The sequence below is a fragment of the Novosphingobium jiangmenense genome, assembly GCF_015694345.1.
Lineage (GTDB): Bacteria > Pseudomonadota > Alphaproteobacteria > Sphingomonadales > Sphingomonadaceae > Novosphingobium > Novosphingobium jiangmenense.
Genome location: NZ_JADQDC010000004.1, coordinates 165,271 through 192,115, shown reverse-complemented (window position 1 = coordinate 192,115; position 26,845 = coordinate 165,271). Strand labels below are relative to the sequence as shown.

Annotated in this window: 32 protein-coding genes and 1 tRNA gene; 25 read left to right on the top strand and 8 right to left on the bottom strand. The window is 63.5% G+C overall.

The annotated features are described in order from the left end of the window. Positions 1-25: 25 nt before the first annotated feature. The 4 genes from I2488_RS07900 to I2488_RS07885 all read left to right on the top strand — a co-directional run bounded on the left by I2488_RS07900 (position 26) and on the right by I2488_RS07885 (position 3,107). Positions 26-736 carry a glycoside hydrolase family 25 protein gene (locus I2488_RS07900; RefSeq protein WP_196275256.1) on the top strand — a complete coding sequence of 237 codons (711 nt, stop codon included), beginning with the start codon at positions 26-28 and terminating at the stop codon, positions 734-736. Between the two features lie 10 nt (positions 737-746). After that, a complete protein-coding gene (locus tag I2488_RS07895) occupies positions 747-1,181 on the top strand; it encodes a cytidine deaminase (protein WP_343071011.1) in 435 nt (144 codons plus the stop codon). Between the two features lie 20 nt (positions 1,182-1,201). Then, positions 1,202-1,756, top strand: a complete 555-nt coding sequence (dcd, locus tag I2488_RS07890) for a dCTP deaminase (protein ID WP_196275254.1) — start codon at positions 1,202-1,204, stop codon at positions 1,754-1,756. A 181-nt stretch (positions 1,757-1,937) separates the two neighbouring features. Further along, a complete protein-coding gene (locus I2488_RS07885) occupies positions 1,938-3,107 on the top strand; it encodes a saccharopine dehydrogenase family protein (protein ID WP_196275253.1) in 1,170 nt (389 codons plus the stop codon). 245 nt (positions 3,108-3,352) lie between these two features. Here the strand turns inward: I2488_RS07885 and I2488_RS07880 are convergent, their stop codons facing one another. Next, positions 3,353-3,796 (bottom strand): globin domain-containing protein, encoded by a 444-nt coding sequence (locus I2488_RS07880; protein ID WP_196275252.1) that lies wholly within the window; start codon positions 3,794-3,796, stop codon positions 3,353-3,355. Between the two features lie 80 nt (positions 3,797-3,876). Between I2488_RS07880 and I2488_RS07875 the strand changes: the two genes are divergently transcribed. Next, entirely contained in the window at positions 3,877-4,329 is a 453-nt protein-coding gene (locus tag I2488_RS07875) for an RrF2 family transcriptional regulator (RefSeq protein WP_196275251.1), read from the top strand. Here the strand turns inward: I2488_RS07875 and I2488_RS07870 are convergent. Beyond that, positions 4,313-4,786: a hypothetical protein gene (locus I2488_RS07870; protein ID WP_246465554.1), complete on the bottom strand. Its 474-nt coding sequence runs from the start codon at positions 4,784-4,786 to the stop codon at positions 4,313-4,315. The genes I2488_RS07875 and I2488_RS07870 overlap by 17 nt on opposite strands. Positions 4,787-4,899: 113 nt before the next feature. Here I2488_RS07870 and I2488_RS07865 point away from each other — a divergent pair, with 113 nt between their 5' ends. After that, entirely contained in the window at positions 4,900-5,895 is a 996-nt protein-coding gene (locus I2488_RS07865; RefSeq protein ID WP_196275250.1) for an adenosine kinase, read from the top strand. Positions 5,896-5,966: 71 nt separating this feature from the next. Here the strand turns inward: I2488_RS07865 and I2488_RS07860 are convergent, their stop codons facing one another. Together I2488_RS07860 and I2488_RS07855 are read right to left on the bottom strand one after the other, a co-directional pair. After that, positions 5,967-7,295 carry an aminopeptidase P family protein gene (locus I2488_RS07860; RefSeq protein ID WP_196275249.1) on the bottom strand — a complete coding sequence of 443 codons (1,329 nt, stop codon included), beginning with the start codon at positions 7,293-7,295 and terminating at the stop codon, positions 5,967-5,969. 163 nt (positions 7,296-7,458) lie between these two features. Further along, entirely contained in the window at positions 7,459-7,887 is a 429-nt protein-coding gene (locus I2488_RS07855) for a CBS domain-containing protein (RefSeq protein ID WP_196275248.1), read from the bottom strand. A gap of 142 nt (positions 7,888-8,029) precedes the next feature. Between I2488_RS07855 and I2488_RS07850 the strand changes: the two genes are divergently transcribed. From I2488_RS07850 to dxs, 8 genes are all read left to right on the top strand, one after another. After that, entirely contained in the window at positions 8,030-8,323 is a 294-nt protein-coding gene (locus I2488_RS07850) for a hypothetical protein (protein WP_196275247.1), read from the top strand. 31 nt (positions 8,324-8,354) lie between these two features. Then, complete coding sequence (locus I2488_RS07845; RefSeq protein WP_196275246.1) at positions 8,355-8,687, top strand: HesB/IscA family protein; 333 nt, start codon at positions 8,355-8,357, stop codon at positions 8,685-8,687. Then, positions 8,684-9,460 carry an exodeoxyribonuclease III gene (gene xth / locus I2488_RS07840; RefSeq protein ID WP_196275245.1) on the top strand — a complete coding sequence of 259 codons (777 nt, stop codon included), beginning with the start codon at positions 8,684-8,686 and terminating at the stop codon, positions 9,458-9,460. The genes I2488_RS07845 and xth overlap by 4 nt, the downstream gene beginning before the upstream one ends. A 138-nt stretch (positions 9,461-9,598) precedes the next feature. Next, complete coding sequence (locus I2488_RS19710) at positions 9,599-9,727, top strand: hypothetical protein (RefSeq protein WP_281390041.1); 129 nt, start codon at positions 9,599-9,601, stop codon at positions 9,725-9,727. Between the two features lies 1 nt (position 9,728). Next, a complete protein-coding gene (gene msrA, locus I2488_RS07835) occupies positions 9,729-10,406 on the top strand; it encodes a peptide-methionine (S)-S-oxide reductase MsrA (protein ID WP_196275244.1) in 678 nt (225 codons plus the stop codon). Positions 10,407-10,575: 169 nt separating this feature from the next. After that, entirely contained in the window at positions 10,576-11,043 is a 468-nt protein-coding gene (locus I2488_RS07830) for a Fur family transcriptional regulator (protein ID WP_196275243.1), read from the top strand. A gap of 25 nt (positions 11,044-11,068) precedes the next feature. Beyond that, positions 11,069-12,346, top strand: coding sequence for an MFS transporter (locus I2488_RS07825; RefSeq protein ID WP_196275242.1), 1,278 nt, complete (start codon positions 11,069-11,071; stop codon positions 12,344-12,346). 42 nt (positions 12,347-12,388) lie between these two features. Next, positions 12,389-14,311 (top strand): 1-deoxy-D-xylulose-5-phosphate synthase, encoded by a 1,923-nt coding sequence (dxs, locus tag I2488_RS07820; protein WP_196275241.1) that lies wholly within the window; start codon positions 12,389-12,391, stop codon positions 14,309-14,311. Positions 14,312-14,343: 32 nt separating this feature from the next. Here dxs and I2488_RS07815 read toward each other — a convergent pair whose 3' ends face one another. After that, positions 14,344-15,024 (bottom strand): NnrU family protein, encoded by a 681-nt coding sequence (locus I2488_RS07815; protein WP_196275240.1) that lies wholly within the window; start codon positions 15,022-15,024, stop codon positions 14,344-14,346. A 123-nt stretch (positions 15,025-15,147) separates the two neighbouring features. Further along, positions 15,148-17,133, bottom strand: a complete 1,986-nt coding sequence (locus I2488_RS07810; protein ID WP_246465553.1) for a peptide MFS transporter — start codon at positions 17,131-17,133, stop codon at positions 15,148-15,150. A gap of 209 nt (positions 17,134-17,342) precedes the next feature. On the opposite strand from I2488_RS07810, the gene I2488_RS07805 reads away from it, so the two are divergent. The 3 genes from I2488_RS07805 (at position 17,343) to I2488_RS07795 (ending at position 18,331) form a co-directional block, all read left to right on the top strand. Next, on the top strand, positions 17,343-17,696 hold the full coding sequence (locus I2488_RS07805) for a GntR family transcriptional regulator (RefSeq protein ID WP_196275238.1): 354 nt from the start codon (positions 17,343-17,345) through the stop codon (positions 17,694-17,696). A gap of 154 nt (positions 17,697-17,850) precedes the next feature. After that, the gene (locus I2488_RS07800) at positions 17,851-18,132 is read left to right on the top strand and encodes an integration host factor subunit beta (protein WP_196275237.1); all 282 of its coding nucleotides are present in this window, start codon (positions 17,851-17,853) and stop codon (positions 18,130-18,132) included. Between the two features lie 114 nt (positions 18,133-18,246). Further along, a tRNA-Leu gene (locus I2488_RS07795) sits at positions 18,247-18,331 on the top strand. Between the two features lie 14 nt (positions 18,332-18,345). Here I2488_RS07795 and I2488_RS07790 read toward each other — a convergent pair. Together I2488_RS07790 and I2488_RS07785 are read right to left on the bottom strand one after the other, a co-directional pair. Beyond that, positions 18,346-19,542: a tyrosine-type recombinase/integrase gene (locus I2488_RS07790; protein WP_196275236.1), complete on the bottom strand. Its 1,197-nt coding sequence runs from the start codon at positions 19,540-19,542 to the stop codon at positions 18,346-18,348. 2 nt (positions 19,543-19,544) lie between these two features. Next, a complete protein-coding gene (locus tag I2488_RS07785; protein ID WP_196275235.1) occupies positions 19,545-20,150 on the bottom strand; it encodes a hypothetical protein in 606 nt (201 codons plus the stop codon). Positions 20,151-20,557: 407 nt separating this feature from the next. On the opposite strand from I2488_RS07785, the gene I2488_RS07780 reads away from it, so the two are divergent. The 8 genes from I2488_RS07780 to I2488_RS07750 all read left to right on the top strand — a co-directional run bounded on the left by I2488_RS07780 (position 20,558) and on the right by I2488_RS07750 (position 26,783). Beyond that, positions 20,558-21,379, top strand: a complete 822-nt coding sequence (locus I2488_RS07780; protein ID WP_196275234.1) for a helix-turn-helix domain-containing protein — start codon at positions 20,558-20,560, stop codon at positions 21,377-21,379. Between the two features lie 352 nt (positions 21,380-21,731). Further along, positions 21,732-21,923, top strand: coding sequence for a helix-turn-helix domain-containing protein (locus I2488_RS07775; protein WP_343071010.1), 192 nt, complete (start codon positions 21,732-21,734; stop codon positions 21,921-21,923). After that, on the top strand, positions 21,920-22,153 hold the full coding sequence (locus I2488_RS07770; RefSeq protein ID WP_196275233.1) for a hypothetical protein: 234 nt from the start codon (positions 21,920-21,922) through the stop codon (positions 22,151-22,153). The genes I2488_RS07775 and I2488_RS07770 overlap by 4 nt, the downstream gene beginning before the upstream one ends. Before the next feature lie 182 nt (positions 22,154-22,335). After that, the gene (locus I2488_RS07765; protein WP_196275232.1) at positions 22,336-22,557 is read left to right on the top strand and encodes a hypothetical protein; all 222 of its coding nucleotides are present in this window, start codon (positions 22,336-22,338) and stop codon (positions 22,555-22,557) included. Positions 22,558-22,934: 377 nt separating this feature from the next. Then, entirely contained in the window at positions 22,935-25,469 is a 2,535-nt protein-coding gene (locus I2488_RS07760; protein ID WP_196275231.1) for a topoisomerase, read from the top strand. A gap of 150 nt (positions 25,470-25,619) precedes the next feature. After that, positions 25,620-26,270 (top strand): hypothetical protein, encoded by a 651-nt coding sequence (locus tag I2488_RS07755; RefSeq protein WP_196275230.1) that lies wholly within the window; start codon positions 25,620-25,622, stop codon positions 26,268-26,270. Then, complete coding sequence (locus tag I2488_RS19870) at positions 26,215-26,349, top strand: hypothetical protein (RefSeq protein WP_425492383.1); 135 nt, start codon at positions 26,215-26,217, stop codon at positions 26,347-26,349. Before I2488_RS07755 ends, I2488_RS19870 begins: the two co-directional genes overlap by 56 nt. 17 nt (positions 26,350-26,366) lie before the next feature. Beyond that, positions 26,367-26,783, top strand: a complete 417-nt coding sequence (locus I2488_RS07750) for a terminase small subunit-like protein (RefSeq protein ID WP_196275229.1) — start codon at positions 26,367-26,369, stop codon at positions 26,781-26,783. The last annotated feature ends 62 nt before the right edge of the window (positions 26,784-26,845 follow it).

Sequence of the window (26,845 nt, the reverse complement as noted above, 5' to 3'; positions counted from 1 at the left end):
AGACTCGGGGCGCACGACTCTCACAATGCCGAAAAAACGGAATACTGGCCGCCCCGGCGCGGCGCGAAGGCGCATTCTCGGCGTCCTGCTGCTCGTAGTGCTGATCGCGAGCGGCGTGGCATGGTGGAAGGCACGCACGTGGATGCCCGACCGCCGCGATTACGCTGTGCAAGGCGTCTGGCTCAGCGACGACGATGGTCCGATCGACTGGCGCCTGCTGCGCGCTGCCGGTGCGGATTTCGCCTACCTCACGGCCAGCGAAGGCACGTCGACCCGCGACACCGCCTTTGCCGATGGAGTCATAGCCGCGCGCGAACGGGGCATGCAGGTCGGCGCGCTTCACGTCTATGACCTCTGCGCGCCCGCCGATGCGCAGGCGGCAAACTTCGTCACCGTGGTCCCGCGCGACAAGGACCTGCTGCCGCCGGCGATCCGTCTCGACATCGATTCGCGCACCTGTCCGCAGGTCCCCGGCGAAGCGCAGATGCAGAGCGAGCTGACCACGTTCCTCAACCAGGTGGAAAAGCACGCCGAAAAGCCGGTGATCCTGATGGTTTCGCGCAGCCTCGAGAAGGAATACCACCTCGCCGCGCGGATTGATCGCAACATCTGGTTGGCGCAGGATTTCCTCGCGCCGAGTTATGCCGGCAGGCCGTGGGTAATGTGGACCGCCACCGACCGCTTGCGGCTGGATGCCAGTACGAAGCCGCTGCATTGGGTCGTGGTGCAATCGTGAGGATTCTGGTGTGACCGACGTTCTGGCCAATTCCCGCGAAGACCTGATCGCCGCCGCCCGCCGCGCGATGGACACGGCTTACGCCCCCTACTCCGGCTTCCACGTCGGCGCGGCGCTGCTGTTCGATGACGGCGCGATCGTCACGGGCGCGAACTTCGAAAACGCCAGCTACGGCCTCTCGCTCTGCGCCGAGACCGTCGCCGCCTCGATCGCCTCCCACGCCGGACGGCGCGGCGGCTTGGTCGCCGTGGCGGTGCTCGGCGGCATGGGCGGAGCGGTCGAAGCGGCGATCAGCCCGTGCGGCCGCTGCCGCCAGGTGCTGAACGAACTCGCCGCGCTCGGTGGCACCGATCCGCTGGTGATCTGCGTCGGCGCGCACGAAACCGTGGAAATGCGCCTCTCGGTGCTCTTGCCCAACGCCTTCGGCCCCGCCAATCTCGCCTGAACCTATATTGGGAGCCTGACTTGGCCATTCTTTCCGACAAGTGGATCCGCGAAAAGGCGCTGAACGAGGGCATGATCGAGCCCTTCGTCGAGAACCAGCGTCGCGATGGCTGCATCTCCTACGGCCTCTCGTCCTACGGCTACGACGCCCGCGTCGCGCCCGAGTTCAAGATCTTCACCAACGTCGATTCCGCCGTGGTGGACCCGAAGAACTTCGACGGCGCCAGCCTGGTCGATCGCGAGACCGACGTCTGCGTGATCCCGCCCAATTCCTTCGCGCTCGCCCGCACGGTCGAATACTTCCGCGTGCCGCGCGACGTGCTGGTGATCTGCCTCGGCAAGAGCACTTATGCCCGCTGCGGCATCATCGTGAACGTCACCCCGCTCGAACCCGGCTGGGAAGGCCACGTCACGCTCGAATTCTCGAATACCACGCCGCTGCCCGCCAAGATCTATGCCAACGAGGGCGCCTGCCAGTTCCTGTTCCTGCAGGGCAACGAACCGTGCGAAGTCAGCTACGCCGATCGCGCCGGCAAATACATGGGCCAGCGCGGCGTCACCCTGCCGAGGCTGTAAGCCCGGTCCCAAATCGTCATTCCCGCGCAGGCGGGAATCCAGCGCGCAAGGTCTGTCATCTGGATTCCCGCCTGCGCGGGAATGACGAACCGCTGGGGCTTAATCCCCCGCTTAAATCCGGTTGCAATCGTCACCGAACTCGCCAAGCTGCCGCCCATAAACACAACAGGCGGAGAGGCTGATGGAGAAGTCGGAAAGGCCCTATGACGTGGTCGTCTATGGGGCGACGGGGTTTACCGGGCGGCTGGTCGCGGAATATCTGGCGCGGCATTACGGACAGGAAGGCCCGCGCTGGGCCATGGCGGGCCGCTCCGCTGCCAAGCTTGCCGAAATCCGCGCGCTGATCGAAGCGCCCAAGAATACGCCTCTGATCGTCGCCGACGCCGCCGATCCCGCCAGCCTCAAGGCCATGGTCGAACAGGCCAAGGTCGTCGTCACCACAGTCGGCCCCTATCAGCTCTATGGCGAACCGCTGCTGGCGGCCTGCATCGCCGCAGGCACCGATTATGCCGACTTGTGCGGCGAACCCGTGTGGATGCGCCAGATGATCGACAAGTACGGCGAAGAAGCCAGGCGCACCGGCGCGCGCATCTGCTTCTCGAGCGGCTTCGATTCGATCCCGTTCGATCTCGGCGTGTTGATGCTGCAAAAGGAAGCGGTTGCGCGGTTCGGCCGCCCTGCCCCGCGCGTCAAGGGCCGGGTACGCGGCATGAAGGGCGGCGCTTCAGGCGGCACCGCCGCCAGCCTCAAGGCCACGCTTGCCGCCTTGGGCCGGGACCCCTCGCTTATACCGCTGATGCAGAGCAGCTTCTGCCTCACCCCCGGCTTCGAAGGCCCGGCACAGCCTGCGGGCGACAAGGTCCAGCACGACGATGCGCTCGGCTCATGGGAAACGCCGTTCATCATGGCGGCGATCAACACCAAGAACGTCCACCGCACCAACGCCCTGCTCGGCCATGTCTGGGGCACGGACTTCTTCTATGACGAGATGGTGCTCACCGGCCCCGGCGATCAGGGCAAGGCCATTGCCGAACACATGGCCAGGACGCCGATGATCGGCCGTCCCGACGATCCGCAACCCGGCGAAGGCCCGTCGAAGGAAGAGCGCGAGACCGGCTTCTACGACGTCCTGTTCCTCGGCGAAATGCCCGACGGCCAGACCATCCGCTATGGCGTGAAGGGCCGATACGATCCCGGCTACGGCTCCACCAGCCGGATGATCGCCGAAACCGGCATCGCCCTGCTCTCGGCCAAGGCTCCCGGCGTGATCGGCACGCCCGGCGCGATCCTCGGCGAAGCCCTGGTTGACCGCCTGCGCGCCCACGCCGAAATCAGCTTCGCGGCGGAATAGGCGCGCTTGCCTACGTCTGCCGGGGCTGCCTGAGCATCTCCCAACTTCGTCATTCCCGCGCAGGCGGGAATCCAGTTCAATGGCTGGTCGCTGGATTCCCGCCTGCGCGGGAATGACGAGGGTATAGGTTCAGAGCGGGGTGGGCATCCTGCACGACCGTTCAACAACAACAAAGCCCGCCTGCCGCTTTTGAGGGGATCCACGGCAGGCGGGCTCGTTGCAGCAACAGCCCTCGATCTGGGGGGTCAGGCTGCTGCGGCGTAGGCTTCCGCTTCGGCGGCGATGAGGATATCGGCGAGCATCCAGTAGGCCTCGCCCCAGGCCGCCAGCACTTCGTCGGTGGCCACTTCGGCACCCAGCACGTCGCGAATCGCCGGGAGCAGCGCCTCGGCGACATAGGGGTAATGCTCGGCCTTCACGCCGGTCTCGACATGGCGCTGCACCATCCGCGTCACCGCCGGCCCGAGGTTCTCGAGCTTGTCGATGTTCTTCGAGTAGGCGAGGATCGCATTGGCCAGACGGCGCGGCTGCTCGCCGCTTTCCTGCGCGGCGGCGTCGAACATTTCCTTCACATCTTCGTTCTGGAACAGGCGCTTGTACATGGCGGTGGTGATGTCCACCCCGTGCTTCTCGATCACCGGAGCAGTGGCCTTGACGATGGTCTTTGCATGTTCGGAAGCAGTGCGCATGGGGGATCTCCAATCAGGTATTGAAAATACCGGTATTTTATCTGCTTGATTTAGGCAAGAGGAAAAACGATCTTCCTGTCATGCAATTGACCCAGCACACCGACTTCGGCCTGCGCCTGCTGATCGTGCTCGCCCGCAATGGTGCGGCAGTGAGCCTGCCTGCCTTCTCGGCCGAGCAGGGCTTGAGCTACCATCACGTCGCCAAGGTCGCCCAAGGGCTGGTGCAGGCAGGGCTGGCACAATCGCAGCGCGGCCGCAGCGGCGGAATTGCCCTCGCCCGCCCGGCTGACGAAATCACCGTCGGCGAAGCAGTGCGCAAGCTCGAAAAAGGCCTGCGCCTCGCCGACTGCGCGACCTGCGCCCTGCGCGAAAACTGCGCGCTCAGCAGCGTCCTCGCCGAGGCGCTCGAAGCCTTCCTCGCCGTGCTCGATCGCTATACGTTGGCCGATGTCTCGCGCGAGGGCGTCGCCGCCTTTGCGCCATGGGCCGCGATTCCCGCAGCCCCGTCCTGCGCGGTTACGGAGCTTTCCTGAGCGCCGCCACGCAGGCCGCCCGGTCCACGTCGCGCCCATCCCCGCGCCGCGCATCGACATAAGTCGCGGTCGGCTTCCCGCCATTCGCCGGGGGATACAGGTAGACGTCGAGGATGCAGGCCGTGCCCGACCACTGCAGCTTGCGCGCATCGTCCTCGATCACGTCGAGCCGGGGCGGGCCGAACACCCGGCCAAGCTGCAGCGCATCCGATCCGATCACGCCCTCCAGCCCGGGGATCATCTGCACTTGCGCGGTCGGCTTGCCCACCGGCGCCGGACGCGGCACCGTCGTGCGGACCGGGGCGCTGGGCGCTGACCGGACGACGGCGGTCTTGCCGCCGGTTGGCGCCCCTCCCCCACCGCACGAGGCGAGCAGGAGAGCCAGAGCGGGCACGGACAGGATCTTCAGGCGCGTCACGCCTGCGGGATGCCGCGCTCTCGGGTCATCGTCAACCATGGCCCTTGGCGGATTGGCGCATTGCGCCATCGGACCGGCGCGTTCACCGGCTTGCTGCAACGCGGCATAGCGGCTAGGCCAGCGCCATTCCCGAATTCACGGAGCCTCCCTGCATGTCCGAACCGCTTTACGACGTCATCGCCATCGGCAACGCCATCGTCGACGTGATGGCCCCTTGCGAGGATGCGGACATCGAACGGCTCGGCCTCGCCAAGGGCGGCATGACTCTGGTCGACACGGCCCGCGCCACCGAACTCTACGACGCGATGGGTCCGGCCCGCGAAATCTCGGGCGGCTCGGCGGCCAACACGCTGGCAGGCCTCGCTGCTCTGGGCGCAAAGTGCGCGTTCATCGGCCAGGTCGCCGACGATCAGCTCGGCGAAGTCTTCGCCCACGATATCCGCGCTGGCGGCATCGATTTCCAGACGCCCGTCCGCGCTGACGAGCCGCCGACGGCGCGCTGCCTGATCTTCGTCTCGCCCGATGGCCAGCGCACGATGAACACCTTCCTCGGTGCCTCGCAGTTCCTGCCGGCCGAGGCTCTGGACGACGCACAGATCGCCTCGGCCAGCGTGCTCTATCTCGAAGGCTACCTGTGGGACCCGGAAGAGCCGCGCAAGGCCATGCGCCGCGCCATCGCCGCCGCCCGCAACGCCGGGCGCAAGGTCGCCTTCACCCTGTCCGACGCCTTCGTCATCTCCCGCCACGGCGACGATTTCCGCGCCCTGATCGATGATGGCCAGATCGACATCCTCTTCGCCAACGAACACGAACTCGCCGCGCTGACCGGCATCGAGGACTTCCACGCCGGGATCGAACAGCTCGCCGCCAAGGTCCCCACTGTCGTCGTCACTCGCAGCGAAAACGGCGCCCACGCCATCAGCAACGGCGAACACGCCCACGTCCCCGCCGAGCCGATCGACAAGGTCGTCGACACCACCGGCGCCGGCGACCTCTTCGCCGCAGGCTTCCTCTACGGCTACGTCCGCAACAAACCGCTCGCCGAAAGCCTCACTCTCGGCGCCATCTGCGCCGCTGAAGTGATCTCGCACTACGGCGCGCGCCCCGAAGCCAACCTGCAGGAACTTGTGGCCAAGCGCTTGGGCTGACGCCCGAAAAATCCTCCCCATTTCACGAAGTGCAAATGGGGGGTGGCAGCGCGAAGCGCTGACGGAGGGGCCTACCGCCCCATGAACGCCTCGATCTCCGCCACCGTGCGCGGGATGCCGGTGCTCAGGCGTTCGCAGCCGGTGGCGGTGACGAGGTAGAGGTCCTCGATGCGGATGCCCTGATTGGCTTGCTGGTTATACAGCCCCGGCTCGATGGTGATCACCGCGCCCGCCGGGATCGGCTTGGCATAGTCGCCCGCGTCGTGGACATCGAGGCCGACGAAGTGGCCAAGGCCATGGGGGAACTCGTCAATGCGCCCGGCCTTGCGGAACAGGGCATAGACCGCCTCGGTCATGTCTTCGTGAATCACGCCGGGTTTCAAAAGCTTGGCCGCCGCGTCCTGCGCCGCCATGACCAGTTCATAGTCGGCCCGCTGCTGCGCGGTGAACTTGCCAGAGGCCGGGAAGGTGCGGGTGATGTCGCAGGCATAAGTGCCGACAGAGGCCGCCGCATCGATCAGCACCAGATCCTGCGCGCCGATCACCGCATTGCCGTGGGCATAGTGCAGCGAAGCGGCATTGCGGCCGGTCGCCACGATCGAATCGTAGGACAGCCCCTCGCCCCCGCCCTGCCGGAAGCCGTCTTCGAGCAGGGCTGTCAGCTGCCGCTCGGTCATGCCCGGGCGCACCGCCTTCATCGCGGCAAGTTGGCCGGCCTGCGTCGCGGCGAGCGCCTTGCGCATCAGCTCCAGCTCGCGCAGTTCCTTGACGGTACGTAGGGCGGGCAGCAGCGCGCTCTGGTCCTTCATCGTGCAGCCCGGAACATGGCTCATCACCCGGCCATAGAGTTCCATCGCGGGCGGTACCGGGGCCGAAGCGCTGGTGATCGGGCCCATGAAGTGCAGCGTCCGGCTCCGCGCCGCGAGTTGGGTGACGAGGCCATCCAGCCCTGAGGTTCGTCTAACCCTCTGAATTCCCGTGCGTTGTTCGATCAGCGAGCCCAGCGGCAAGCGCTCCACATCCCAGCGCTCGGTCTCGACATCGCGCGACGGGAGCAGCAGGAATTCCCGGTAGGTCCGCTCCGCCGGGGCCAGCACCAGCACGGCGCCGGGTTCGTCGACAATCCCGGTCAGCCACGCGAAATCGCCGGACTGGTAGAACGGCGGACTCACCGGCCCGCTGGTCCGGTCACGCTCCGCCCCATGGATCACCGCCACGCCATCCTTTAGCGTTGCCATCAACTTCGCCCGGCGCTCGCGGTAGACCTCGGGGCCGAACGGGAAGGTGCCCGAGGGCGTGGCGAAGCCTTGCGGCGGCAGGACCTGCGCGCGGATCGAGATCGAGAGCGAGGCGGTCGCGGCGGCGGCTCCGGCGAGGAGCGAGCGGCGGGTCAGGTGCATGTCGGATTTCCCCATGTGTGAGGGAAGCCTAGAGTGTTTCACGTGAAATGCGAGATGCCCGTTTGCAGGGCGATGGTGCCCGGGAGTTGCGGGGGAGTTGGGGGAGAGTTCGGGGGGAGTTGCCCTTCTGCCCCCGAGAGTTGGAAATGCCGGGAGCGTAGGATCAGGCCTGCTGGATATAGACCCGCATCGCGTCCGCCTCGGCCTCGATCTTGTCGAGCCGGTGCTTCACGAGGTCGCCGATCGAGACGAAGGCGACCATGGAATTTCCTTCCACTACAGGGAGATGGCGGAAGCGGCGCTGGGTCATCAGGGCCAGCGCCTCCATCACCGAGGTCTGAGGGGAAACGGTGACGACCGGCGCAGTCATCATGTCGCGCACCTTCATGTGCAGCGCCGCCTCGCCATGCTTGTGCAGGCAGCGGATCATGTCGCGTTCGGAGAAGATTCCGGCCACGCCGCTGTCCCCGTCGCTCACCGGCAGGGCGCCGATGCGGTGGTGGGCGAGCATGTCGATCGCGTCGGAAACCTGCGCGTCGGCGGACACGCTCCAGACTTCACCGCGTCCCTGAATGACTTGCGCAATCGTCATGGCATCCTCCTTCGTGATGCGGCCGACTTGCGCCTTCGGGCGTCTTTTCGGGCCGCCTGAACTCCCATAGGGATCATGCCATCTTGGTGGCCATTGTCAAAGCCGTTGCGCGCACCATCTTCGAACGCCAAAGGACTTTGCCATGGTCGGACGCTCACCCCTCGATGATCCTGAAAACGCTCGATTTGCCTGGGCGCGATACCGGCAGATCATGCGCTGGATGGCGCTGTTCAGCACTGCCGTGGTCGGCGTGGTCCTCTATGTTCTTTACCTCCAGATCGGCTTCGTTTCGATCCACCTTTACATCGCCTCGGCACTGGGCGTCTGGCTGACGATCATGCTGATGGCGGCACTGATGGGACTGGTGTTCCTGTCGAGCGGCACCGGCCACGATGAATCGATCGAGGACCGGCTGGAGGATGAGCGGAACCGTTGAGGTTTCTGTGTCGCGCCCCTATCTTGCAGGCATGAGCGAAACACAGGTCACCCTCGCCCCGAGCGCCGCCGCCCGCGTTGCCACCATCGCGCAAAAGCAGGGCAAGCCCGCAATCCTGCGGCTTTCGGTCGAAGGCGGCGGCTGTTCGGGCTTCCAGTACAAGTTCGGACTGGCCGAAGCGCCCGAGGATGGCGACCTGATCGCCGAGACCGATGGCGTGCGGCTGGTGGTCGACGAGATCAGCCTTGGCCTGCTCGAAGGCAGCGTGGTGGAATACGTCGAATCGCTCGGCGGCGCGGCATTCCGGGTATCGAATCCCCAGGCGGCATCAGGGTGCGGCTGCGGCGCATCGTTCGCGATATGATCAAGGTTTCATCGTTCAACATCAACGGGATCAAGGCCCGCCTTCCCCGCTTGCTCGAATGGCTTGAGGAGACGCGGCCGTCGGTTGCCTGCCTGCAGGAGATCAAGACGCAGGACGAGGGTTTCCCGGCGGCCGAGTTCGAGAAGATCGGCTATCACGCGATCTGGCACGGCCAGAAGGGCTTCAACGGCGTGGCAATTCTGGCCGATGGCCAAGCGCCGGTCGAAGTGCAGCGCGGCTTGGCCGGAGAGCCCGAGGACGAACATTCGCGCTATCTCGAGGCCGATGTCTTCGGCATCCGCGTGGTGTGCATCTACCTGCCGAACGGCAACCCGCAGCCGGGCCCGAAGTTCGACTACAAGCTCCGCTGGATGGAGCGGTTGCGCAAGCGCATGGCCGAGATCGCGGCCGAGGACGTGCCCGCAGTGGTGATCGGCGACTACAACGTGATCCCCGAGGACAAGGACACATTCTCGGTCAAGGCGATGGCCGATGATGCGCTGACGCAGCCCGAATCGCGCGATGCCTATCGCCGCCTGCTCAACGACGGCTGGACCGACGCGATCGACACCTTCAATCCGCAAGGCGGGGTGTGGACGTTCTGGGACTATCAGGCCGGTGCCTGGCAGCGCGACCATGGCTTCCGCATCGACCACGCCCTGCTCTCGCCCGAACTGGCCGACCGGCTGGTGGCGGCGGGCGTCGACAAGGAATACCGTGGCCGCGAGAAGGCCAGCGACCATGCACCGGTTTGGGTGCAGTTGCGGGGCTAACGTTTCGTCGCACGCGGTGAACGGTTCGCAGATTGTCACATCACCTGATTGAATCCCTGTGCAGGGCGTCACCGAAGATTCAGGCGACTCGGGCCATGGGCAGCGAGACGCAAAGACGATTTGTGAAAGCTGACGACAATGGGCCTGTTCAAGCCTGACTTCTTCCGCGCTCTGGCCTTCGGCTTCCTGATGGGAGCGGCGGTCATGGGCATCACTTCGGGGACGACCGCACTGGCGACTCCCGATACCGAACAGGTCTCGCACTAGGATGCGCCGCCCGCTCCTTTCCGCACTCTTGGCGGTGGGAGTGCTGACCGCTTCCTGCCAGCAACCGGCGCAGGCCGAAGGTGCGGTGGCAACGCCGGCCGCAGCAGTCCAAGCCAACGAAGCTCCGGGCAAGAAGACCGCCGTGTTTGCCGGCGGCTGCTTTTGGGGCATCGAGGCGGTGTTCAGTCATCTGAATGGCGTCAGCAGCGTCGTTTCCGGCTATCATGGCGGGGCGAAGAATACGGCGATCTATGACGTCGTCGGCTCCGGGCGCACCGGTCACGCCGAGGCGGTGCGGGTGACCTATGATCCCGCAAAGATCCGCTACGACCAGCTTCTGCGCGTGTTCTTTGCTGTCGGCGCCGATCCGACGCAGCTGAACTACCAAGGCCCTGACCACGGCACGCAGTACCGCAATGCGCTGGTGCCGATGAATGCGGAACAGGCGCGGGTGGCTGCGGCCTACCTCGGCCAACTCAAGAAGTCCGGCCTGTGGAAGCAGCCGCTTGTCACCGCGATCGAGCCCTACAAGGCGTTCTACCCGGCGGAGGGCTATCATCAGGACTTCGCCGCGAACAATCCCGACCACGGCTATATCAAGCGGTGGGACGCGCCCAAGGTGGCGAATCTCAAGCGGCTGTTTCCGGACCTGTACAAGGCCGGCTTCACGCGGAACTGATTGGCGCCTCTTCGTCATTGCGAGGAGACGCAGTCGACGAAGCAATCCAGGGCGTCACAGCAAACCGCACTGGATTGCTTCGCTCCGCTCGCAATGACGAAATGATCAGGGCAAGTAGCCGTCCAACTCCTGATTTGCGTGGCGGCAAGGACGTGCCTATCTAGGGACGATGTCCGGGCACCATCATCACGATTTCGCAGGCGACAAGCTGATCGAGGCCGCGCGCGATGCGCTGGTTGCTTCGGGCGAGCAGTGGACCGAGATGCGTGCCGACGTGTTCGAGGCGCTGGCGGCGCACGAAAAGCCCGCGTCCGCCTATGACATTGCCGAAAGCGTCGGCGCGCGGCGCGGCAAGCGGGTTGCGGCCAATTCGGTCTATCGCATTCTCGACCTGTTTGTGCGCACCAACCTCGCCCGACGGGTGGAAAGCGCCAATGCCTATGTCGCCAACAGCCATCCCGGTTGCCGGCACGACTGCATTTTCCTGATCTGCGACCTGTGCGGCAAGGCCGTGCACAACGATGACGACAAGCTGACCGGTGCGTTGCGCCTGGCCGCGCAGGCAGCGGGCTTTGCCGAGGTGCGACCGGTGGTCGAGATTCGCGGCCATTGCGCGGAGTGTGCTGCCGAGGATTGAATTTGCCTGATGGGGAGAGGGCAGCATGAACGATCAGGCACACGAGCCACGGTACCTGCCGACGCGGAAGCAGTTTGCGGCGGTTATTTCCGGCAATGCGCTGGAATTCTACGATTTTTTGAGCTTCAGCTTCTTCGCGGTGAACGTTTCGCGGGTCATGTTCCCGGCCGGTGCGCCGGGTAGTGCGCTGCTGCTCACGCTGATGACGGCAGGGGCCGGTTTCGGCGCGCGGCCATTGGGAGCGATCCTGTTCGGCCTGCTGGGCGACAAGGTGGGACGCCGCCCGACGATGCTGGCCACCTTCGCATTGATGGGCGTGAGCGCGATCGGGCTGGCGTTGACGCCGAGCTATGCTGTGATCGGAATCTGGGCGCCGGTGCTGGTCGTGCTGTTCCGGCTGTTGCAGGGGCTTGCGGCTGGCGGCGATGTGGGGCCGACAACGGCTTTCCTCGCCGAGAGTTCGCCGCCCCACAAGCGCGGGATGCTGGTGGCGCTGCAACTGGTGGCGATGCGCATCGGCGTGCTGTGCAGCGGCCTTGTCGGGCTGGTGCTGGCGAGCGTGCTGACTCCGGCTGAGCTCGATGCCTGTGGCTGGCGCATCGCCTTTGCCATCGGCGCGGGGATCGTGCCGCTGGCCTTCATCCTGCGGCGGCGGCTGGATGAGACGCTGCATTTGCCCGAGACGGGGCCGAACGTGGTGACCGAGCTCGACGTTCCGGCCTATGCGGCGGCATTGCTGGGGGTGTTCGGCTTCCTGCTGGCGGGCGCGACGGGGGATTTCCTGTTCGTCTATGCGGTGACGTTCCTGAAGATTCCGGTGACGAACGGCTACCTGCTGCAGATGGCGGCAGCGGGGACGCAGATCGTCGGGCTGCTCTTTGGCGGATGGCTGGGCGACCGGATCGGGCGGCAGAAGGTGAACTTCGCCACCGCGCTGCTGGCGGCGGCGGTTTCGCTGCCGTTGTTCCGCTGGGGCATCGCCGCCGGAACGCTGGCGCAACTTGCTCTTGCGGCTGCCCTGCTCCTGCTGATGGCGACGGTTTCCGCCGCGGTTGCCTATGCCGCCTTCGTGGAAATCACGCCGAAGCGGCACCGCGCCGGGCTGGTCGGCATCGGCTATGGCGTGGTGGTGGCGCTGACCTTCGGGCTGACGCCGGTGCTGCTGACGGACTACATCGGCCAGAGCGGCGATCTTGCCGCGCCCGGTTATGCGTTCGTGCTGGCGGCCATCGCGCTGGTCGCGTCGTCGGTGATGCTCGGCAAGCGCACGCCCCGGACCATGGGGAAGGCTTTGGCAACATGATCCTGTTCGACAGCGCCAAAGCATCGGTGTAAGGGCGGTGGGATGAATTCAGAACCGGCAACGCCGCTGCTAGACACGGTCGATACCCCTGAGGATCTTCGTAAGCTTGCGCCTTCGCAGCTTCGCCAGCTTTCGGACGAATTGCGCGCCGAAATGATTTCTGCCGTCGGTTCGACGGGCGGACATCTTGGCTCGGGCCTCGGCGTGGTCGAACTGACCGTGGCGATCCACTATGTGTTCAACACGCCGCAGGACAAGCTGGTGTGGGACGTGGGCCATCAGGCCTATCCGCACAAGATCATCACCGGGCGGCGCGACCGTATCCGCACGCTGCGGCAGGGTGGGGGGCTTTCGGGCTTCACCAAGCGCAGCGAGAGCGAATACGACCCGTTCGGCACCGCGCATTCGAGCACCTCGATCTCGGCGGCGCTGGGCTTTGCCATCGCCAACAAGCTGAGCAACCGTCCCGGCAAGGGCATTGCCGTGATCGGCGACGGCGCGATGAGCGCGGGCATGGCCTACGAGGCGATGAACAACGCGGGCGAGGCGGGCAACCGGCTCGTGGTCATCCTCAACGACAACGACATGTCGATCGCGCCGCCGGTGGGGGGGCTTTCGGCCTATCTCGCGCGGCTGGTGTCCTCGCGCCAGTTCCTGGGTTTGCGTGAAATCGCCAAGCGCCTGTCGCGCAAGCTGCCGCGTCCGCTGCACGCTGCCGCGCGCAAGACCGACGAGTTCGCGCGCGGCATGGCCATGGGCGGCACGTTGTTCGAGGAACTGGGCTTCTACTATGTCGGCCCGCTCGACGGGCACAACATCGACCAGCTCATCCCGGTGCTGGAGAACGTGCGCGATGCGGCCGAAGGGCCATGCCTCGTCCACGTGGTGACGCAGAAGGGCAAGGGCTATGCCCCGGCCGAGCAGGCGGCGGACAAGTATCACGGCGTGCAGAAGTTCGACGTGGTTACGGGCGAACAGGTCAAGGCCAAGCCCGGCGCCCCCGCCTACCAGAACGTGTTCGGCGAGACGCTGGCCAGGCTGGCCGAGACCGACGCGACGATCTGCGCGATCACGGCGGCGATGCCGAGCGGCACGGGCGTCGACAAGTTCGCCAAGGCGCATCCGACGCGCACCTTCGACGTCGGCATTGCCGAGCAGCATGCGGTGACGTTCGCGGCGGGCCTTGCGGCAGAGGGTATGCGCCCGTTCTGCGCGATCTATTCGACCTTCCTGCAGCGCGCGTTCGACCAGGTGGTGCATGACGTGGCGATCCAGAACCTGCCAGTACGCTTTGCGATCGACCGCGCCGGGCTGGTCGGGGCCGATGGCGCGACCCATGCCGGATCGTTCGACATTACCTACCTCGCCACCCTGCCAAACATGGTGGTGATGGCAGCGGCGGACGAGGCGGAGCTGGTCCACATGACCTATACTGCCGCCCGCCACGACAGCGGTCCGATCGCGTTCCGCTATCCGCGCGGCAATGGCACCGGCGTCGCTTTGCCGGACGAGCCGGAACTGCTCGAGATCGGCAAGGGCCGCATCGTGCGGTCAGGGTCGAAGGTGGCGCTGCTCTCGCTGGGCACGCGTCTGGCCGAAGCGCTGAAGGCGGCGGACCAGCTGGAGGCCAAGGGGCTTTCGACGACGGTGGCCGACCTGCGCTTTGCCAAGCCGCTTGATACCGACCTGATCCGCCAGTTGATGACCACGCACGAGGTTGTCGTGACGATCGAGGAAGGCTCGATCGGCGGGCTTGGCGCACACGTGCTGACCATGGCAAGCGACGAGGGGCTGACCGATGGCGGCCTCAAGATCCGCACCATGCGGCTGCCCGACGTGTTCCAGGACCATGATGCGCCGGACAAGCAGTACGACACGGCTGGGCTCAACGCACCGCAGATCGTCGATACGGCGCTGAAGGCGCTGCGCCACAACTCGGCGGGCGTGAGCGAAGCGCGGGCCTGAGCGCCCGCGTCAATCCTGACGTAAAGCGCTGATCAGCCGACCCACATCCACAGCCCGGCAGGGATGCCGAACAGGTGGTAGTGGAGCCAGGTGGCGATGAACCAGACGAGGAAGGCAAGGAGCCAGATCGTCTTGAGGCCGGCCAGTTCGCGCAGTTGTGGCCAGAAGGTCGTCCGCCGCTGCCAGGGCGAAAACTCGCGCTTGTTCTGGGCGACCTTGCGCTTGTCCTGAAAGTGCGAGCCGAGCAGCGCCAGAAGGATCAGGCCGGCCATCAGAATCAGCACGCGCGGGGTGGGCGAGGCGATCATGTGGCCAAGCGCCCAGAGGGCAATGCCCCACATCATCGGATGCCGCGTCACGCGGAAGACGCCGACCGGAATCCACGTGCCGACGCCTGCCGCGCTCTTGCCCGGAAGGGCCGGATTGCGGGCGAAGGAGGGAATGAGCAGCGCCAGCGCGGTGATGGTCAGGATACTGGCCAGCGCCCATGGGGCGACCGACATGCCATTCCACAGTGCACCGTCAGCCGGCGCACGATCGAAGACGACCACCGCCCAGGCGAAAGTGCCGATCGAGACCAGCGAGTAGAGCAGCAGGAAGCCCTGACTGCCAAGTGCGGACGCCAGCGTCGGGCGCAAGGGACCCGACATCAGAAAATGCGTACCGACGAAACCGGCAGTTGCGACCACCAGGTGGATCAATGCAGGATCCATTTGCGCCCCCTCATGCACGTCTCCGCCGTTGATCCGGCGCGAGCTCTGTCAGCAACACTCTAGTCACATTACAATTCTGTAACAATACGGAGTTTCCTGCCGATTGATCCGCAGCGGGTGAGCTCAGCTCACCCCGTGCATAAGCTTCTTGAGCGGGAGCGCTATGACAAGCAGCACTGCGCCAATGCCGACCGAGATCCAGCCGATGGTGGTGAACACGCCGACATAGGTATCAAGGCTGACCTTGAGGTTGGTCACCTGTCCGCCCACGGTCTCGACGCTGGCGACCTGCGCGACCATGCCCGCGACGTATTGCGCCACGGCGATCGACAGGAACCACACGCCCATCATCATGCCGACAATGCGGGCCATCGAGAGCTTGGTGATCATGGACAGGCCGACCGGCGAGATGCACAGTTCTGCCATGGAATGGATGAGGTAAAGACCAGCCAGCCACACCAGACCGACCTTGAACTGGGCATCGGCGAACTGCGCGCCCCAGACGAGGAGAAGGAAGCCGGCGCCCACGCCCATCAGGGCGATGGCGAACTTTACCGGGATCGAGGGCTCGATGCCCTTGCGGGCCATGCCGTTCCACATTGCACTGAAGATCGGCGCGAGCGTGACGATGAACAGGGCGTTGAAGATCTGCGTCTGGCCCGCAGGCATGACATAGACGTCTTCGCTGCCGAAGCCCTGGGAACGGGCATAGACCATGCCGAAGAAGCCCGCGAGCATGACCACGCCGAAGCCCAGCGTCATCCTGCGCTTGGTCGCAGGATCTTCGCCATTGCCGAAGAACCACGCCAGCGCCCAGCCAAGACCTCCAAGGAGCACTGCGAAGAACAGGTAGTAGCTTGCGGGCGTATCGCGGAACATCGCGAAGAGCGGACGCGTCCAGCCGATCTCGAGCTGGGTGTTGCGTTCGGCAAACAGGGTGAGCGAGGAACCGGCCTGTTCGAACAGGGTCCAGAACACCGTGTTGAACACGATCAGCACCATCGCCGCGACCATCATCTGGAATTCGACGCGGTTGCCCGCAGCCAGCGCCCAGATCAGGATGCCGGGTACGGCCAGCAGGAAGGTGCCGAACATCAGCTTGCCCATGATCGGCAGGCCGAGGAAGTAGCCGACGATGCCTTCGCCCGCTTCGGGGGCGACATAGGCCATGAGATTGGTGAACAGGAAGAAGAACAGCGGCACGCAGACCAGCGCCGCGCCATAGATCAGCCAGTCCTTGCGCGGATCGGCGCCGACAGGGCGCTCGCCATAGCCATCGAGGCGCCCACCATCGAACTGGAACAGCACCCACGAGAAGGTCATGCCGATGGCGGCAAGGCCGAAGCCCGCCCACCAGCCGACGCTTTCGGCGAGGATCGGGCAGAAGAACTGCGAGATCAGCGAGCCGAGGTTGATGCCCATGTAGAAGATGGTGAAGCCGGCATCGCGGCGCCGGTCGCCATCGGCGTAGAGCGAGCCGACGATCGTCGAGATATTGGGCTTGAAGAAGCCATTGCCGACGGTGACCAGAGAGAGGCCGGCCAGCAGGATGGCGATGTGGAACTGCGAGCGTTCGCCGTCCGACTGGAACCCGCCCGGTGCAATGCGTCGGGCCTCGGCACCGTCTGCCGTCTTTAGCGAGACGGATTTGTCGTCATTCCCGACGATCTGGAGGCGCTGCCCGCCCATCTCGACCGAGCGCACTTCACTTCCCGCCGCCTCGGTGACGGTGACTTCGTAGCGCTGCCCTTCGATCGTGGCATAGGGCTTGGCCGCCTCGCCGCCGAAGCAGAGCATGAAGTAGCCGATCGCCATCAGGATCGCGCCGAACTTCACCGATCGCTTCGAGCCGAGATAACGGTCGGCGATCAGTCCGCCGATCAGCGGCGTGAGATAGACGAGCGCCGTAAAGCCGCCGTAGATGCCGGTGCTGGTGGTATCGTTGAACAGGAAGTGCTTGGCGAGATAGAGCGTGAGGATCGCCCGCATGCCGTAATAGCCGAAGCGCTCCCACATCTCGGTGGTGAACAGGCGCTTCAATTGCGCGGGATGTCCGAACCACTCGCCGGAGGCGGTGGTCTGCGGGCTCGTCAGGTTGTCTTGGGCCATGCGGGCGAGCGTTCTCGTCGTGTTTGTTGCAACAGATGCCGCGCCTCTCCCGCGCAGCATTCCCGACCGCTGTAGTGCCACGATCGACGATGGCAATAAACTATTTTCAATCGCAACCAATACGGTCTGGACCGGTCCGCGAAAGGCCGAGCCGCCGCGCATCGCCTTCGGCAGTTGTGCGTCTCGCTGTATTATGGCACTAGATCACCATGGTCATCACCACCAGCCAAACCAGCCGCCCGGTCTATCTTCGCCTGCGTGACGAGATCTGTGCGGCGATCCTGGAGGGGCGTTACGCCGATGGCCAGATGCTGCCCTCCGTGCGGGCCTATGCGGCTGAACAGGGTGCCAATCCGCTCACCGTTGCCAAGGCCTACCAGCAGTTCCAGGACGAGGGCCTGGTGATCGTCCAGCGGGGGGTCGGGATGTTCGTGGCGCCGGGGGCCAGCGAAGTCCTGCGCCGCCGCGAGCGCGAATCCTTCCTGCGCGATGAATGGCCGGCAGTGGCCGCACGGATGGCTCTTCTCGGCATTACGCTGGCTGACGTTACGGAAAGCGCCTGAAACGGTCCATTTTTGGGCCGTCCCGACATTATGAAACGATTGTCACACCCGATTCTGCGTGGCAGGATCGTGACTCGCGCTCGTACGGGGGTTCGGGCGCTGGGATCGTCAATAAACGGGGGGCGTCCGCAAGGTCGCCTGGCGGAGGGAAAGAATGATAAGATCGGAGCTGCTGCAAGCGCTCGCCAAGGAGAGTCCTGGTATGCGCAGCGAAGAAATCGAGCGCGTTGTCGACGTTTTCTTCGATGAGATTGCCAAGCGCCTTGCCGAAGGTGGCCGAGTGGAACTGCGCGGGTTCGGCGCGTTCTCCACGCGTGAACGCGATGCCCGCAAGGGGCGCAACCCGCGCACCGGGGAAACCGTCGAGGTTCCCGGCAAGCGCGTGCCCTATTTCAAGGCAGGCAAGGAAATGCGCCAGAGGCTCAACGCCGACTGACGTCTTGTCCGGACAAATTCATGAGAGGCGTTGCAACCGGCGTTGCAGCGCCTCTTTTGCTGTGGCAGGCGCTTGGATTGCCCGTGGGTGGAACAATGGGCGGCAAAACGATGGGCGGACGTGGCGGAATGGTAGACGCCGGGGACTTAAAATCCCTTGATCCTTGATCGTGCGGGTTCGAGTCCCGCCGTCCGCACCAATGAAATCAATGACTTAGGCCGCTCCTCGCGCCTCATCTCCAGACTGCGTGTGTACTTCTGGTGTAATCGTGCCGGGAAGACTCGTCTCGATCGCGGTTATCGCTGAGTCGATATGCTCGCCGGCGAGGTGCACATACCGCATCACCATCGCCAGCGTCTTGTGCCCGCTGATCTTCTGAATCGTAGGGATATCGACCTTCGACATGACCAGCCGCGTGATGGCCGTGTGCCTCATCACGTGGGGCGTCACCTTCGCCGGATCGAGCTTCGCCCTGACGACCACGCGCTTGAATTGGATCGACATCGCGTCGCGCGGTCCGAAGGTCCTGTCGTTCTTCGTGATGCCGAAGATGTAGCCGTCCTTGTCCTCGCGCTGCTCTCGCTCCTTCTTGAGCATGTCAGCCAGCACGGTTGTGATCGGCTGCTCACGCTGTCCAGCCTTTGCTTTGGCCACATGGATGCGGCGAAGATCGAAGTCGATGTCGCTCCACTTCACGTTCAGGATCTCGCGGTGGCGCATGCCCGTGTTCAGCCCGAACGCGACAAAGAGCCAGCAGTACGGATCCTGATCTTCAATCGCTGCTTGCAATAGGGCTTGCTGATTCTTCGGCGTCAGGACCACGATCTGTTTTCGGGGCTCTGCTCCCTTCTTGATAAGCGGGATGTCATCCTTGCGCATCCACTTCCACTCGGCCAGCCGCCGAAGCATGTGAGACAGCGTGGCGAGCTCGCGATTGACCGTCGACTGCATGGCGCCCTGGCCAAGTCGGTACTTCACGTAATGCTGCACGGTGAACTCGGTTATCCGGTCCGCGCGCTGATCCTTGAAGTAAGGGACCAGATGCATGTTGAGCTGCTGCCGCTTCTTAGGGATGCCTTTGCCACCCACCTCTTCCAGGCGATCGATGTAGTCCTTAGCAGCTTCCCGGAAGGTGCGATGGATCTTCCGCCCGGCTGGTAAATCGAGCCGGCCTTCGCGAGCCTTTGTTCGAAAAGTCTCGATGGCGCGCTCAGCTTGCTCCCGGGTCACGCCTTCGCTTTCGCGACCGATCACCCTATGGACGCGCCGGCCGTCCACCATGATGTTGACAGAATAGCGAACGTCGCCAGTCTTCAGGCGTTCTGCTGTGATCCCATGCTCGTGGAGCTTTTCGCCCTTCTGTAGGCCGCGGATTGCCGGACGGGTGAGCCGGTTGAACTTCAAGGCCATGCTTATTCACCTCCGGGCTTGCGGAAGAAGGCGAGATCCGCGTGCTGGGGCATGACTTTGCCGACAGCTCTCTTGAGAACATCGATGCGAACCGCGAGGTCAACCAGAACACCTGGCTTATGACGCGCGATCGGCAAAAGTCGGCTTAGGTCCGAGCCAAGACTGAATTCTGTGTAGGACGAACTGTCATCGCGGAGAGCGGAAAGGCTATCCGATTCGAGATACTTTAGGGCGTTGATCTGCACATAGGCATAGAAGTGTTCACCTTCGGCAGCCCGGCTCTCGGCTTCCGATCCCACCCCCTCCGCCGCATAAAACGGAGCGTCAGCGAAGCGTGCCGCCACCATCGAAGGTGAAACTCCTGCCTGCAAGAGATCCAGATAGAACTGGAATTCGCAGAGATGCCAAGTCTCATAAGCTGCACGGATGCCGCGCCCGGTGTTCGTGCCGTTGGGCAAACCCATCTTCTGGAGCTGCTGAAGGCGGGAAGCGAAGGTCTTGTACTTGATGCCTGACACGTCAAAGGCCACAGCAAGGAACTGGACGACCTTTCCAAACGTGAAGGTCGGCGCCCCCTCCGGCGAAATCCCATTCCCAACCACTGACATCCAACGACTCCAAAAATTTCACGGATACTTATCCGTTTCCGCTTGACCACACAATTAGGGGTGCACTATCTCTTTTTCAACGGAAACCTTTCCGTATCCGTAATTCGGAGTTTGGTCATGAGTGCTACCTTTGATCACGTTCGGGTGAGAGTGCTGCCGGATGGCCGGGTGTCCAGGTCAGACGCGGCGACATATCTTGGCTACGCACCCAAGACTTTGGCGGAGTACGCACGGCTGGGCCGAGGTCCGCGCCCGCGCCGAGTTGGTGGGCGCGTTTTCTACCTGCTCAAGGATTTGGATGCGTTTCGGGACACCGGCGCACGAGAAGCAAGCTAGAAGTACGGCCGTTTTAAAATAGGTTCGATGGACCTATTGACATGTGCCCATGAAATAGGTGTAATGGACCTATGCTATTTGATCGCGCCACCTGCTATCCAGTGAGCAAGGCTTTCTCGCGTCAGCAAGTCCAGGAAAGGACGGGCATTGCGGATGACGTTCTGGCATTCTGGATGAAGCAAGGTTTGCTCGTCCCCCTGCCAGCCGAGCCGCGAGCTCACCGGCGCTTCTCCTTTGCGCAATTGCACGTTGCGATGTTCCTGAACTCGCTCCGTTCTCTTGGCGTGAACGTCGGCGTCCTGCGGCAGTTTGCCGATCTCTTCCAGACGGGCCTCCGTGAGGCTGAAGCTGCAGAGCTGTCGGCTTCTGAGCTCAGCGCAGCGATCCGACTGAATCTGAAGCTTGCTCAGTTCGCATCGGGTCGTCCGGTGCGCGTGCGCATCTCCGCAGACGACTGGGGCAAGTCAGGCACTGCCGAGACTGAGCGCGACATCGTGCAGTCGTGGTTCTGGGAAGAATCGCGCGACGGTGCTTCCGACGCCGGCGCAGAGTATGCCCAGCGCATCTCAGGCAGCTTGGGGACGGCAATTGACTGGGCGCTACAACTGACTTCTGCGGAGCATCTGATGCTTGAGGGCGATAACGCCTGGGTTGCTTGGCAAGATGCTTCCGGCATTGCTCGCTTGGCCCACGATGACGAAGTCTCTCTCCATAACGAGGATGGGCCTCTGGGGGCATTCTACGTCCCGATCTCGCGACTGATTCGGAAGCTGTGGCCTGAACGCGTCGAGCCTGCTCGCCAGAGCCGTAAGGATCGAGTGGCCAGCTTGCTCTCTGGATTGCGGCAAGACCGTGCGACAGATCATACCGAAGGATCAGAGATGGACGGATAAACGAAACCCCCGCGCGGTGAGGCGCGAGGGTTAGCGTGTCAGTGTAGGAGCCGACGCGCCAGCCCTAAGCGAACGTGCGGGGGAACTCAAGAAGTTCCCGGGCGCCAGTGCGCGCCACCCATGAAAGACAGGTCGCAATGGCTGATTTTCAGCATCGGAGGCGTGCGCCTTCAGCATACGCTCGCATCAGAAACCAACTCACCGGTGACGCGATAGCCAGCCGGTTAGAGCTCGCTACCGGGACGACTTTCCGTCGTTCGCATGAACACCACCGTGCGTGTTGGAATAAGTTTGTGTTCCAACGGTGTAATGGGATTCTTGTGGTGCTGGCCATATCGAACGGAGCCAGCCAATGACCAATGATCCCGGCGCACTCGCACCCGTTGCGTACTCGATGAGCGATGCATGTCGCGTGCTCTCGATCGGCAGGACCAGCCTTTATCGACTCGTGAAAGAGGGTCGCATTGAGACCCGAAAGATCGGGACGCGCACCTTGATCCCGGCCGCGAGCCTTCGCGCACTTGTCGAGGGAGAGTCGGCATGAGCAAGCATTCGACGCCCTTCGCCGATCTCGCAAGCTCCCTTGACCGGCTGGCACAGGAACTTTTCGGCGCCAGCGATCTCGAAGGCACCTCACCGGAGTACTTTCAGAGCCGGATGCTTTCTTTCCTCACGTTGCTTGCCGACGTGGTGAAGGCAGCGCGAGTGACGGTTGAGCCGGCAATGGCGGACGAAGCGCATCGCGCTAATTCCGCACCTGGGGAGGCAGCTTGAGCCATGCCTCACAAATGCGAAACCCCGCCGTTTCGGGGCGGGGCATCGCGCGATAAGCTGGCCTGCGGATCGCGCTTCTCCTCTACTCTTGATGCGCACCGCGCGCAATTCCTGATCTCGGCGCACGCAGTGCGGCCCGAGCGGGCAGGGTTGCTTGCGACGATTGCGTTTGGCGGTGCGGCATGATCAGCGCCCCTATTGACTTGCCAGGCGGCTTTCGCGCCACGTTCAGCCTTAGCGGATACGTGCTGACCTGCGAGTGGGAACCAGATGTTCCAACGCAGGAGCAGTTCCACCAGATCCGGCAGCACTATCTGTTCGCTCGCGACGCCTTTCTCGCGACGCAGGTGAACGATGTGTTCATCGTCCACCCAGCGATTGGCGAGGTGGTTGGCCATGCCTGACTATCCATTTCGCGGACGCGGTCCTGCCATAATCCTGCAGTTCCCTCATCGCGCAATTCGAGCGTGGATCGTCAGCCCGATCGTGGGTGACTGCAACAAGTGGATCGCGCAGCTCGTAGGGGCTCCAGTGAACGGCCCGACTCGCACTGAAGTGACGCAATTCAGTCTGCTCGAAGCGCTTGTGAAGGACCCGGCATTTCGGCGAGGTCTGCCTGTCTACTTTCGGGCCCGCCCGGAGCACTGGACGAGGCGGCAGGCATGATCGGCACTATCCGAATGCATGATGGTCAACGCTACTGGGTCGCGAACACAGCGACCTATGTGAGGCCAGACGGGTCACTTGGCATCATGCTGGTTTGGGCATCGCAGTGCCCAGAGTGCGGCGCCAGGTTCCAGTTTACCGCACCAGCCGCAGCCTCAACATTTCGCCCGAACCGCCGGTGCCAGAAACACAAGCGGCCGGGTTGCCGGCCCAAGGTGGTTGCATGACGTACGATCAACCCCTTGCCGCCATGATGGGCGATGTTGCCAAGGCCCTGCTCCCAGAGCCCAACTCTGATTTGTCCAGGCCGCGCGATGGCGTGCTGAAGTTCGGGAAGCGCGGGTCGCTTGAGGTCAACCTCGAGGGCGGCTGGTTCCACGATTACGAGTGCGGCGCCAAGGGTGGTGTGCTCGAACTCGTCATGCATAAAGCCGGATTGCAGGACAAAGCGTCTGCTTTTCGTTGGCTCGAGGAGCAGGGAATCAAGCAGCGCGACGAGCCAAAGACGGCCGAAAAATCCAGCTCAACCTTCTACGATTACCATGACGAGCAGGGTAACACCGTGTTTCGTGTTGAGCGCAGGCTCCGGGGTACGGAGAAGGAATTCTGGCAGCATGGTCCCGATGGGAAGGGCAGCTTTGTATCTCGCAAGGGCTGCATGCAGGGCGTCAAGCGGGTCCTTTACCGTCTTCCTGATCTGCTCAACGCCGATCCCGCGTCGGTTGTCTTCTATTGCGAAGGCGAAAAGGACGTCGACCGGCTTAGGGCCTTGGGTTTCACTGCAACAACCCATCCGGGCGGGGCAGGAAAGTTCGACGCGGTGCGCGATGGCATCAAACAACATCTCGCCGGCCGTCGGGTCGTGCTCCTCGAGGACAACGACGAAGCCGGGCGGGAGCATGCTGCGAAGGGCTTAGCGCTTCTGCGCGGAATCGCATCGGAATGCGCCGTTCTCAGTTTGCCCAACCTTCCCGCAAAGGGTGACGTCTCTGATTGGCTTGATCAGGGCAATTCAGCTTTCGAGCTTGAGCAGGCGGCAGAAACAGCGCTTCTTGATCGGGCAGGCGCGTCAGAGGTGAGTGGCGAAGATCAGGAAGATGATCTCCGTCCAGTTGCTCGGAAGTCGACGAACACTAGCCGACCCGTCATCGAAGTTGAGGCTGGAGAGCTCCACAATATCGCCAGCGCGGGCGAGGAGGCGCTCATCCAGGCTAGCGCTCCGTTCTATTCCCGCAGCGGGAACATTGTCCGGCCTGTAATTGACGATCTGCCCGCGGCTCATGGAAGGCGAACGAAGGTCGCGCGCCTCAAAACGGTGAGTGTCGACTCGATGGTGGATCACCTTTCGCGAAGCGCGCAATGGATGAAGTTTGACGGCCGCAAGAAGCGACTTGCCCGAACTGACCCGCCGCGGGTGGTTGCTCAGACAATCTTGGCGCGCGATGGCGAGTGGCAATTCCCTCGGCTGGCAGGCGTGATCACCACGCCTACTTTGCGACCCGATGGCACCATCCTAAGCGAGCCAGGATACGATCCTGCAACCCAGCTGCTGCTCATGGATCCTCCAGAGCTTCCTAAAATGGGGGATCGTCCGACGAAGGAAGATGCACTGCGGGCATTGGAGCAATTGGACAGTCTTCTGGACGAGTTTCCGTTCGTCAACGACGCCAGCCGCGCCGTTGCTCTGTCTTGCTTGATCACACCGGTGGTCAGAGGCGCGATGCAGGTCGCACCCATGCATGTGACCTCGGCGCCGGTCGCTGGCTCGGGCAAGAGCTACATCATCGACTTGGCGGCCGCGATCAGCATTGGTCAGCGTGCGCCTGTGATCGCGGCGGGGAGGGACGAGGCGGAAACCGAGAAGCGGCTTGTGTCTGCTCTCTTTGCCGGTCAGCCAATTATCTCCATCGACAACGTCAACGGTGATTTGGGCGGCGACTTCCTCTGCCAAATGATCGAGCGGCCGATCGTCGAGCCACGCGTCTTGGGCACTTCGAATTCCATCAGGATCGAGAGCCGCGCAACGACCTTTGCGACGGGCAACAACATTCGCTTGGTGGGCGACATGACGCGGCGTGTCGTTCTCTGCTCGCTTGACCCGAACGTCGAGCGGCCGGAGTTGCGCCAATTCCGCACGCGACCGTTCGACCTGGTGCTTGCTGACCGCGGCAAGTATGTGGCCGCAGCGCTGACAATTGCCCGCGCTTATGCTGTCGCCGGTTTCCCGAACCAGCTTCATGCATTGGCCTCGTTCGAGGACTGGTCGCGCATTGTCCGCTCCGCGCTTGTCTGGCTGGGGCAACCCGACCCCGTGTCGACGATGGAGGCCGCGCGCGCCGACGATCCGACCACGACAAGTCTGAGAAGCTTACTGGCCTCTTGGTATGATGCAGTCGGCGGAGCTGAAAAGACGACTGCCGAGATCGTTTCAATTGCCAAAGAGCGCGATCCCTATGGCAACCAAATTCGGTCCGGCTTTCTCCTTGCTCTGGGTGATGTCGCCGGTGAGCATAGCGGTGAAATCAACTCCAAGCGGTTGGCAAAGTGGCTGTCCACGCACCGCGGGAGGATCATTGACGGCATGAAATTTGTCGATGGCTACAACAGCCATGCCAAGCAGAAGGCCTGGTCGGTGGCCAAGGCGGGGTAGATTTGCGGGTATTGCGGGTATTTGCGGGTATTGCTGTGGCCAACGCGGGGGAAATGGCAGTGACATCTCTAGAATATGGGCTGAAACAATACCCGCGAAACCCCGCAATACCCGCAAGCCCAGTTATCCGGTGCGTGAAGGGTAGGCAGGATGGCAGACAGTGAGTTGACCGACGCTCCGGAATCTGCGGAGCCGAACCCGCCGCACCTTCTCGCGCGGGCGATGCTCGACCCGTACTTTCGCCATGCGCGTGTTGCGGCGGACAGCGCAGCCAAAACGCTCGGCTGGGGCTCTGGTGACGAGGTCGCTGCCGCGTACCCCGCGTCATTCCGAGACCGGTGTGGCAAGGCAAGTGGCGGCGATCTGGCAGACGCTAGCCATGTGCTCATGGCGCAGGCGTTGACGCTCGACACAATCTTCACGGAATTCGCGTCGTCGGCCGTGAGAACAACGAGCGTCGACGCTGCCGAGCGTTTCATGCGACTGGCCCTGAAGGCTCAGGCGAACGGCCGCGCCACTCTCGAGGCCCTGACGAAGCTGCACCAGCCGCGCGAGCAAATTGTACGCCACATCCACGTCAACGAGGGCGGCCAAGCGGTCATTGCTGATGAGTTCCACCACCATTCGACGGCAGGGGGCTCAGGAGAAAACTATGTCGGACAACCTCATGCAACCCGAGCGGCTGGCTCGAGCACCGCGCTGCTTGGCTCTGACCCGCTCCGGGACCCCATGCCAGTCACCGGCGGTGAAGGGCAATCGACGTTGCCGAATGCACGGCGGAAAGGGAAGCGGCGCACCTAAGGGCAATCGCAACGCCTGGAAACATGGCGCGCGATCAAAAGCGGTCGGCGAGGTGCGAAAGTATCTACTGTCTCTGTGATGCTGCGCGGAGTTTCTTTGGACATCGCGCGCGAGGGCTATCCTGAGATTATGAGCAGACCCACAAAGCGCACGCGCGAGATCGAGCAAACCGTTCTTGAAGGGCTTCGCCTGGGCACGCCGCTGGCCCAGCTCTGTCGGCAGGAAGGAATGCCTTCGGACGAGACCTGGCGCAATTGGTGCAAGGCCGACGCGGAGTTGTCCAAGGCCTATGCCGACGCACGTGACGCGGGATTCGACACAATAGCCGCTGAGGTTTTGACCATCATTGATACCCGAGACGAGGATCCGGCCTCCCGCCGGGTGAGGGCGGAATATCGGCTCAAGCTGCTCGCGAAGTGGGATCCGAAGCGCTACGGCGATCGGGTTGACATGACGAGCTCGGATGGTTCCGTCACACTGGGAGCGCCGGTCTACAAGATTGTAACTGAATAAGGCGGCCAGCCGCGACACAGTGGGCACGGGCGGAAGATAATGCCCGTCATGTGTGGCAGGAC

Bases quoted from the DNA above. Each gene is read 5' to 3' on its own strand.
- I2488_RS19710 (WP_281390041.1), top strand. From the start codon at position 9,599: ATGGGCCTGTTCAAGCCTGACTTCTTCCGCGCTCTGGCCTTCGGCTTC.
- dxs (WP_196275241.1), top strand. From the start codon at position 12,389: ATGAATTCAGAACCGGCAACGCCGCTGCTAGACACGGTCGATACCCCT.
- I2488_RS07770 (WP_196275233.1), top strand. From the start codon at position 21,920: ATGAGCAAGCATTCGACGCCCTTCGCCGATCTCGCAAGCTCCCTTGAC.
- I2488_RS07790 (WP_196275236.1), bottom strand. From the start codon at position 19,542: ATGGCCTTGAAGTTCAACCGGCTCACCCGTCCGGCAATCCGCGGCCTA.
- I2488_RS07825 (WP_196275242.1), top strand. From the start codon at position 11,069: ATGAACGATCAGGCACACGAGCCACGGTACCTGCCGACGCGGAAGCAG.
- I2488_RS07880 (WP_196275252.1), bottom strand. From the start codon at position 3,796: ATGCGCACTGCTTCCGAACATGCAAAGACCATCGTCAAGGCCACTGCT.
- I2488_RS07775 (WP_343071010.1), top strand. From the start codon at position 21,732: ATGACCAATGATCCCGGCGCACTCGCACCCGTTGCGTACTCGATGAGC.
- I2488_RS07860 (WP_196275249.1), bottom strand. From the start codon at position 7,295: ATGCACCTGACCCGCCGCTCGCTCCTCGCCGGAGCCGCCGCCGCGACC.
- I2488_RS07900 (WP_196275256.1), top strand. From the start codon at position 26: ATGCCGAAAAAACGGAATACTGGCCGCCCCGGCGCGGCGCGAAGGCGC.
- msrA (WP_196275244.1), top strand. From the start codon at position 9,729: ATGCGCCGCCCGCTCCTTTCCGCACTCTTGGCGGTGGGAGTGCTGACC.
- xth (WP_196275245.1), top strand. From the start codon at position 8,684: ATGATCAAGGTTTCATCGTTCAACATCAACGGGATCAAGGCCCGCCTT.
- I2488_RS07875 (WP_196275251.1), top strand. From the start codon at position 3,877: ATGCAATTGACCCAGCACACCGACTTCGGCCTGCGCCTGCTGATCGTG.
- I2488_RS07885 (WP_196275253.1), top strand. From the start codon at position 1,938: ATGGAGAAGTCGGAAAGGCCCTATGACGTGGTCGTCTATGGGGCGACG.
- I2488_RS07765 (WP_196275232.1), top strand. From the start codon at position 22,336: ATGATCAGCGCCCCTATTGACTTGCCAGGCGGCTTTCGCGCCACGTTC.
- I2488_RS07845 (WP_196275246.1), top strand. From the start codon at position 8,355: ATGAGCGAAACACAGGTCACCCTCGCCCCGAGCGCCGCCGCCCGCGTT.
- I2488_RS07755 (WP_196275230.1), top strand. From the start codon at position 25,620: ATGGCAGACAGTGAGTTGACCGACGCTCCGGAATCTGCGGAGCCGAAC.
- I2488_RS07780 (WP_196275234.1), top strand. From the start codon at position 20,558: ATGCTATTTGATCGCGCCACCTGCTATCCAGTGAGCAAGGCTTTCTCG.
- I2488_RS07865 (WP_196275250.1), top strand. From the start codon at position 4,900: ATGTCCGAACCGCTTTACGACGTCATCGCCATCGGCAACGCCATCGTC.
- I2488_RS07870 (WP_246465554.1), bottom strand. From the start codon at position 4,786: ATGGTTGACGATGACCCGAGAGCGCGGCATCCCGCAGGCGTGACGCGC.
- I2488_RS07800 (WP_196275237.1), top strand. From the start codon at position 17,851: ATGATAAGATCGGAGCTGCTGCAAGCGCTCGCCAAGGAGAGTCCTGGT.
- I2488_RS07810 (WP_246465553.1), bottom strand. From the start codon at position 17,133: ATGGCCCAAGACAACCTGACGAGCCCGCAGACCACCGCCTCCGGCGAG.
- I2488_RS07805 (WP_196275238.1), top strand. From the start codon at position 17,343: ATGGTCATCACCACCAGCCAAACCAGCCGCCCGGTCTATCTTCGCCTG.
- I2488_RS07850 (WP_196275247.1), top strand. From the start codon at position 8,030: ATGGTCGGACGCTCACCCCTCGATGATCCTGAAAACGCTCGATTTGCC.
- I2488_RS07815 (WP_196275240.1), bottom strand. From the start codon at position 15,024: ATGGATCCTGCATTGATCCACCTGGTGGTCGCAACTGCCGGTTTCGTC.
- I2488_RS07785 (WP_196275235.1), bottom strand. From the start codon at position 20,150: ATGTCAGTGGTTGGGAATGGGATTTCGCCGGAGGGGGCGCCGACCTTC.
- I2488_RS07855 (WP_196275248.1), bottom strand. From the start codon at position 7,887: ATGACGATTGCGCAAGTCATTCAGGGACGCGGTGAAGTCTGGAGCGTG.
- I2488_RS07830 (WP_196275243.1), top strand. From the start codon at position 10,576: ATGTCCGGGCACCATCATCACGATTTCGCAGGCGACAAGCTGATCGAG.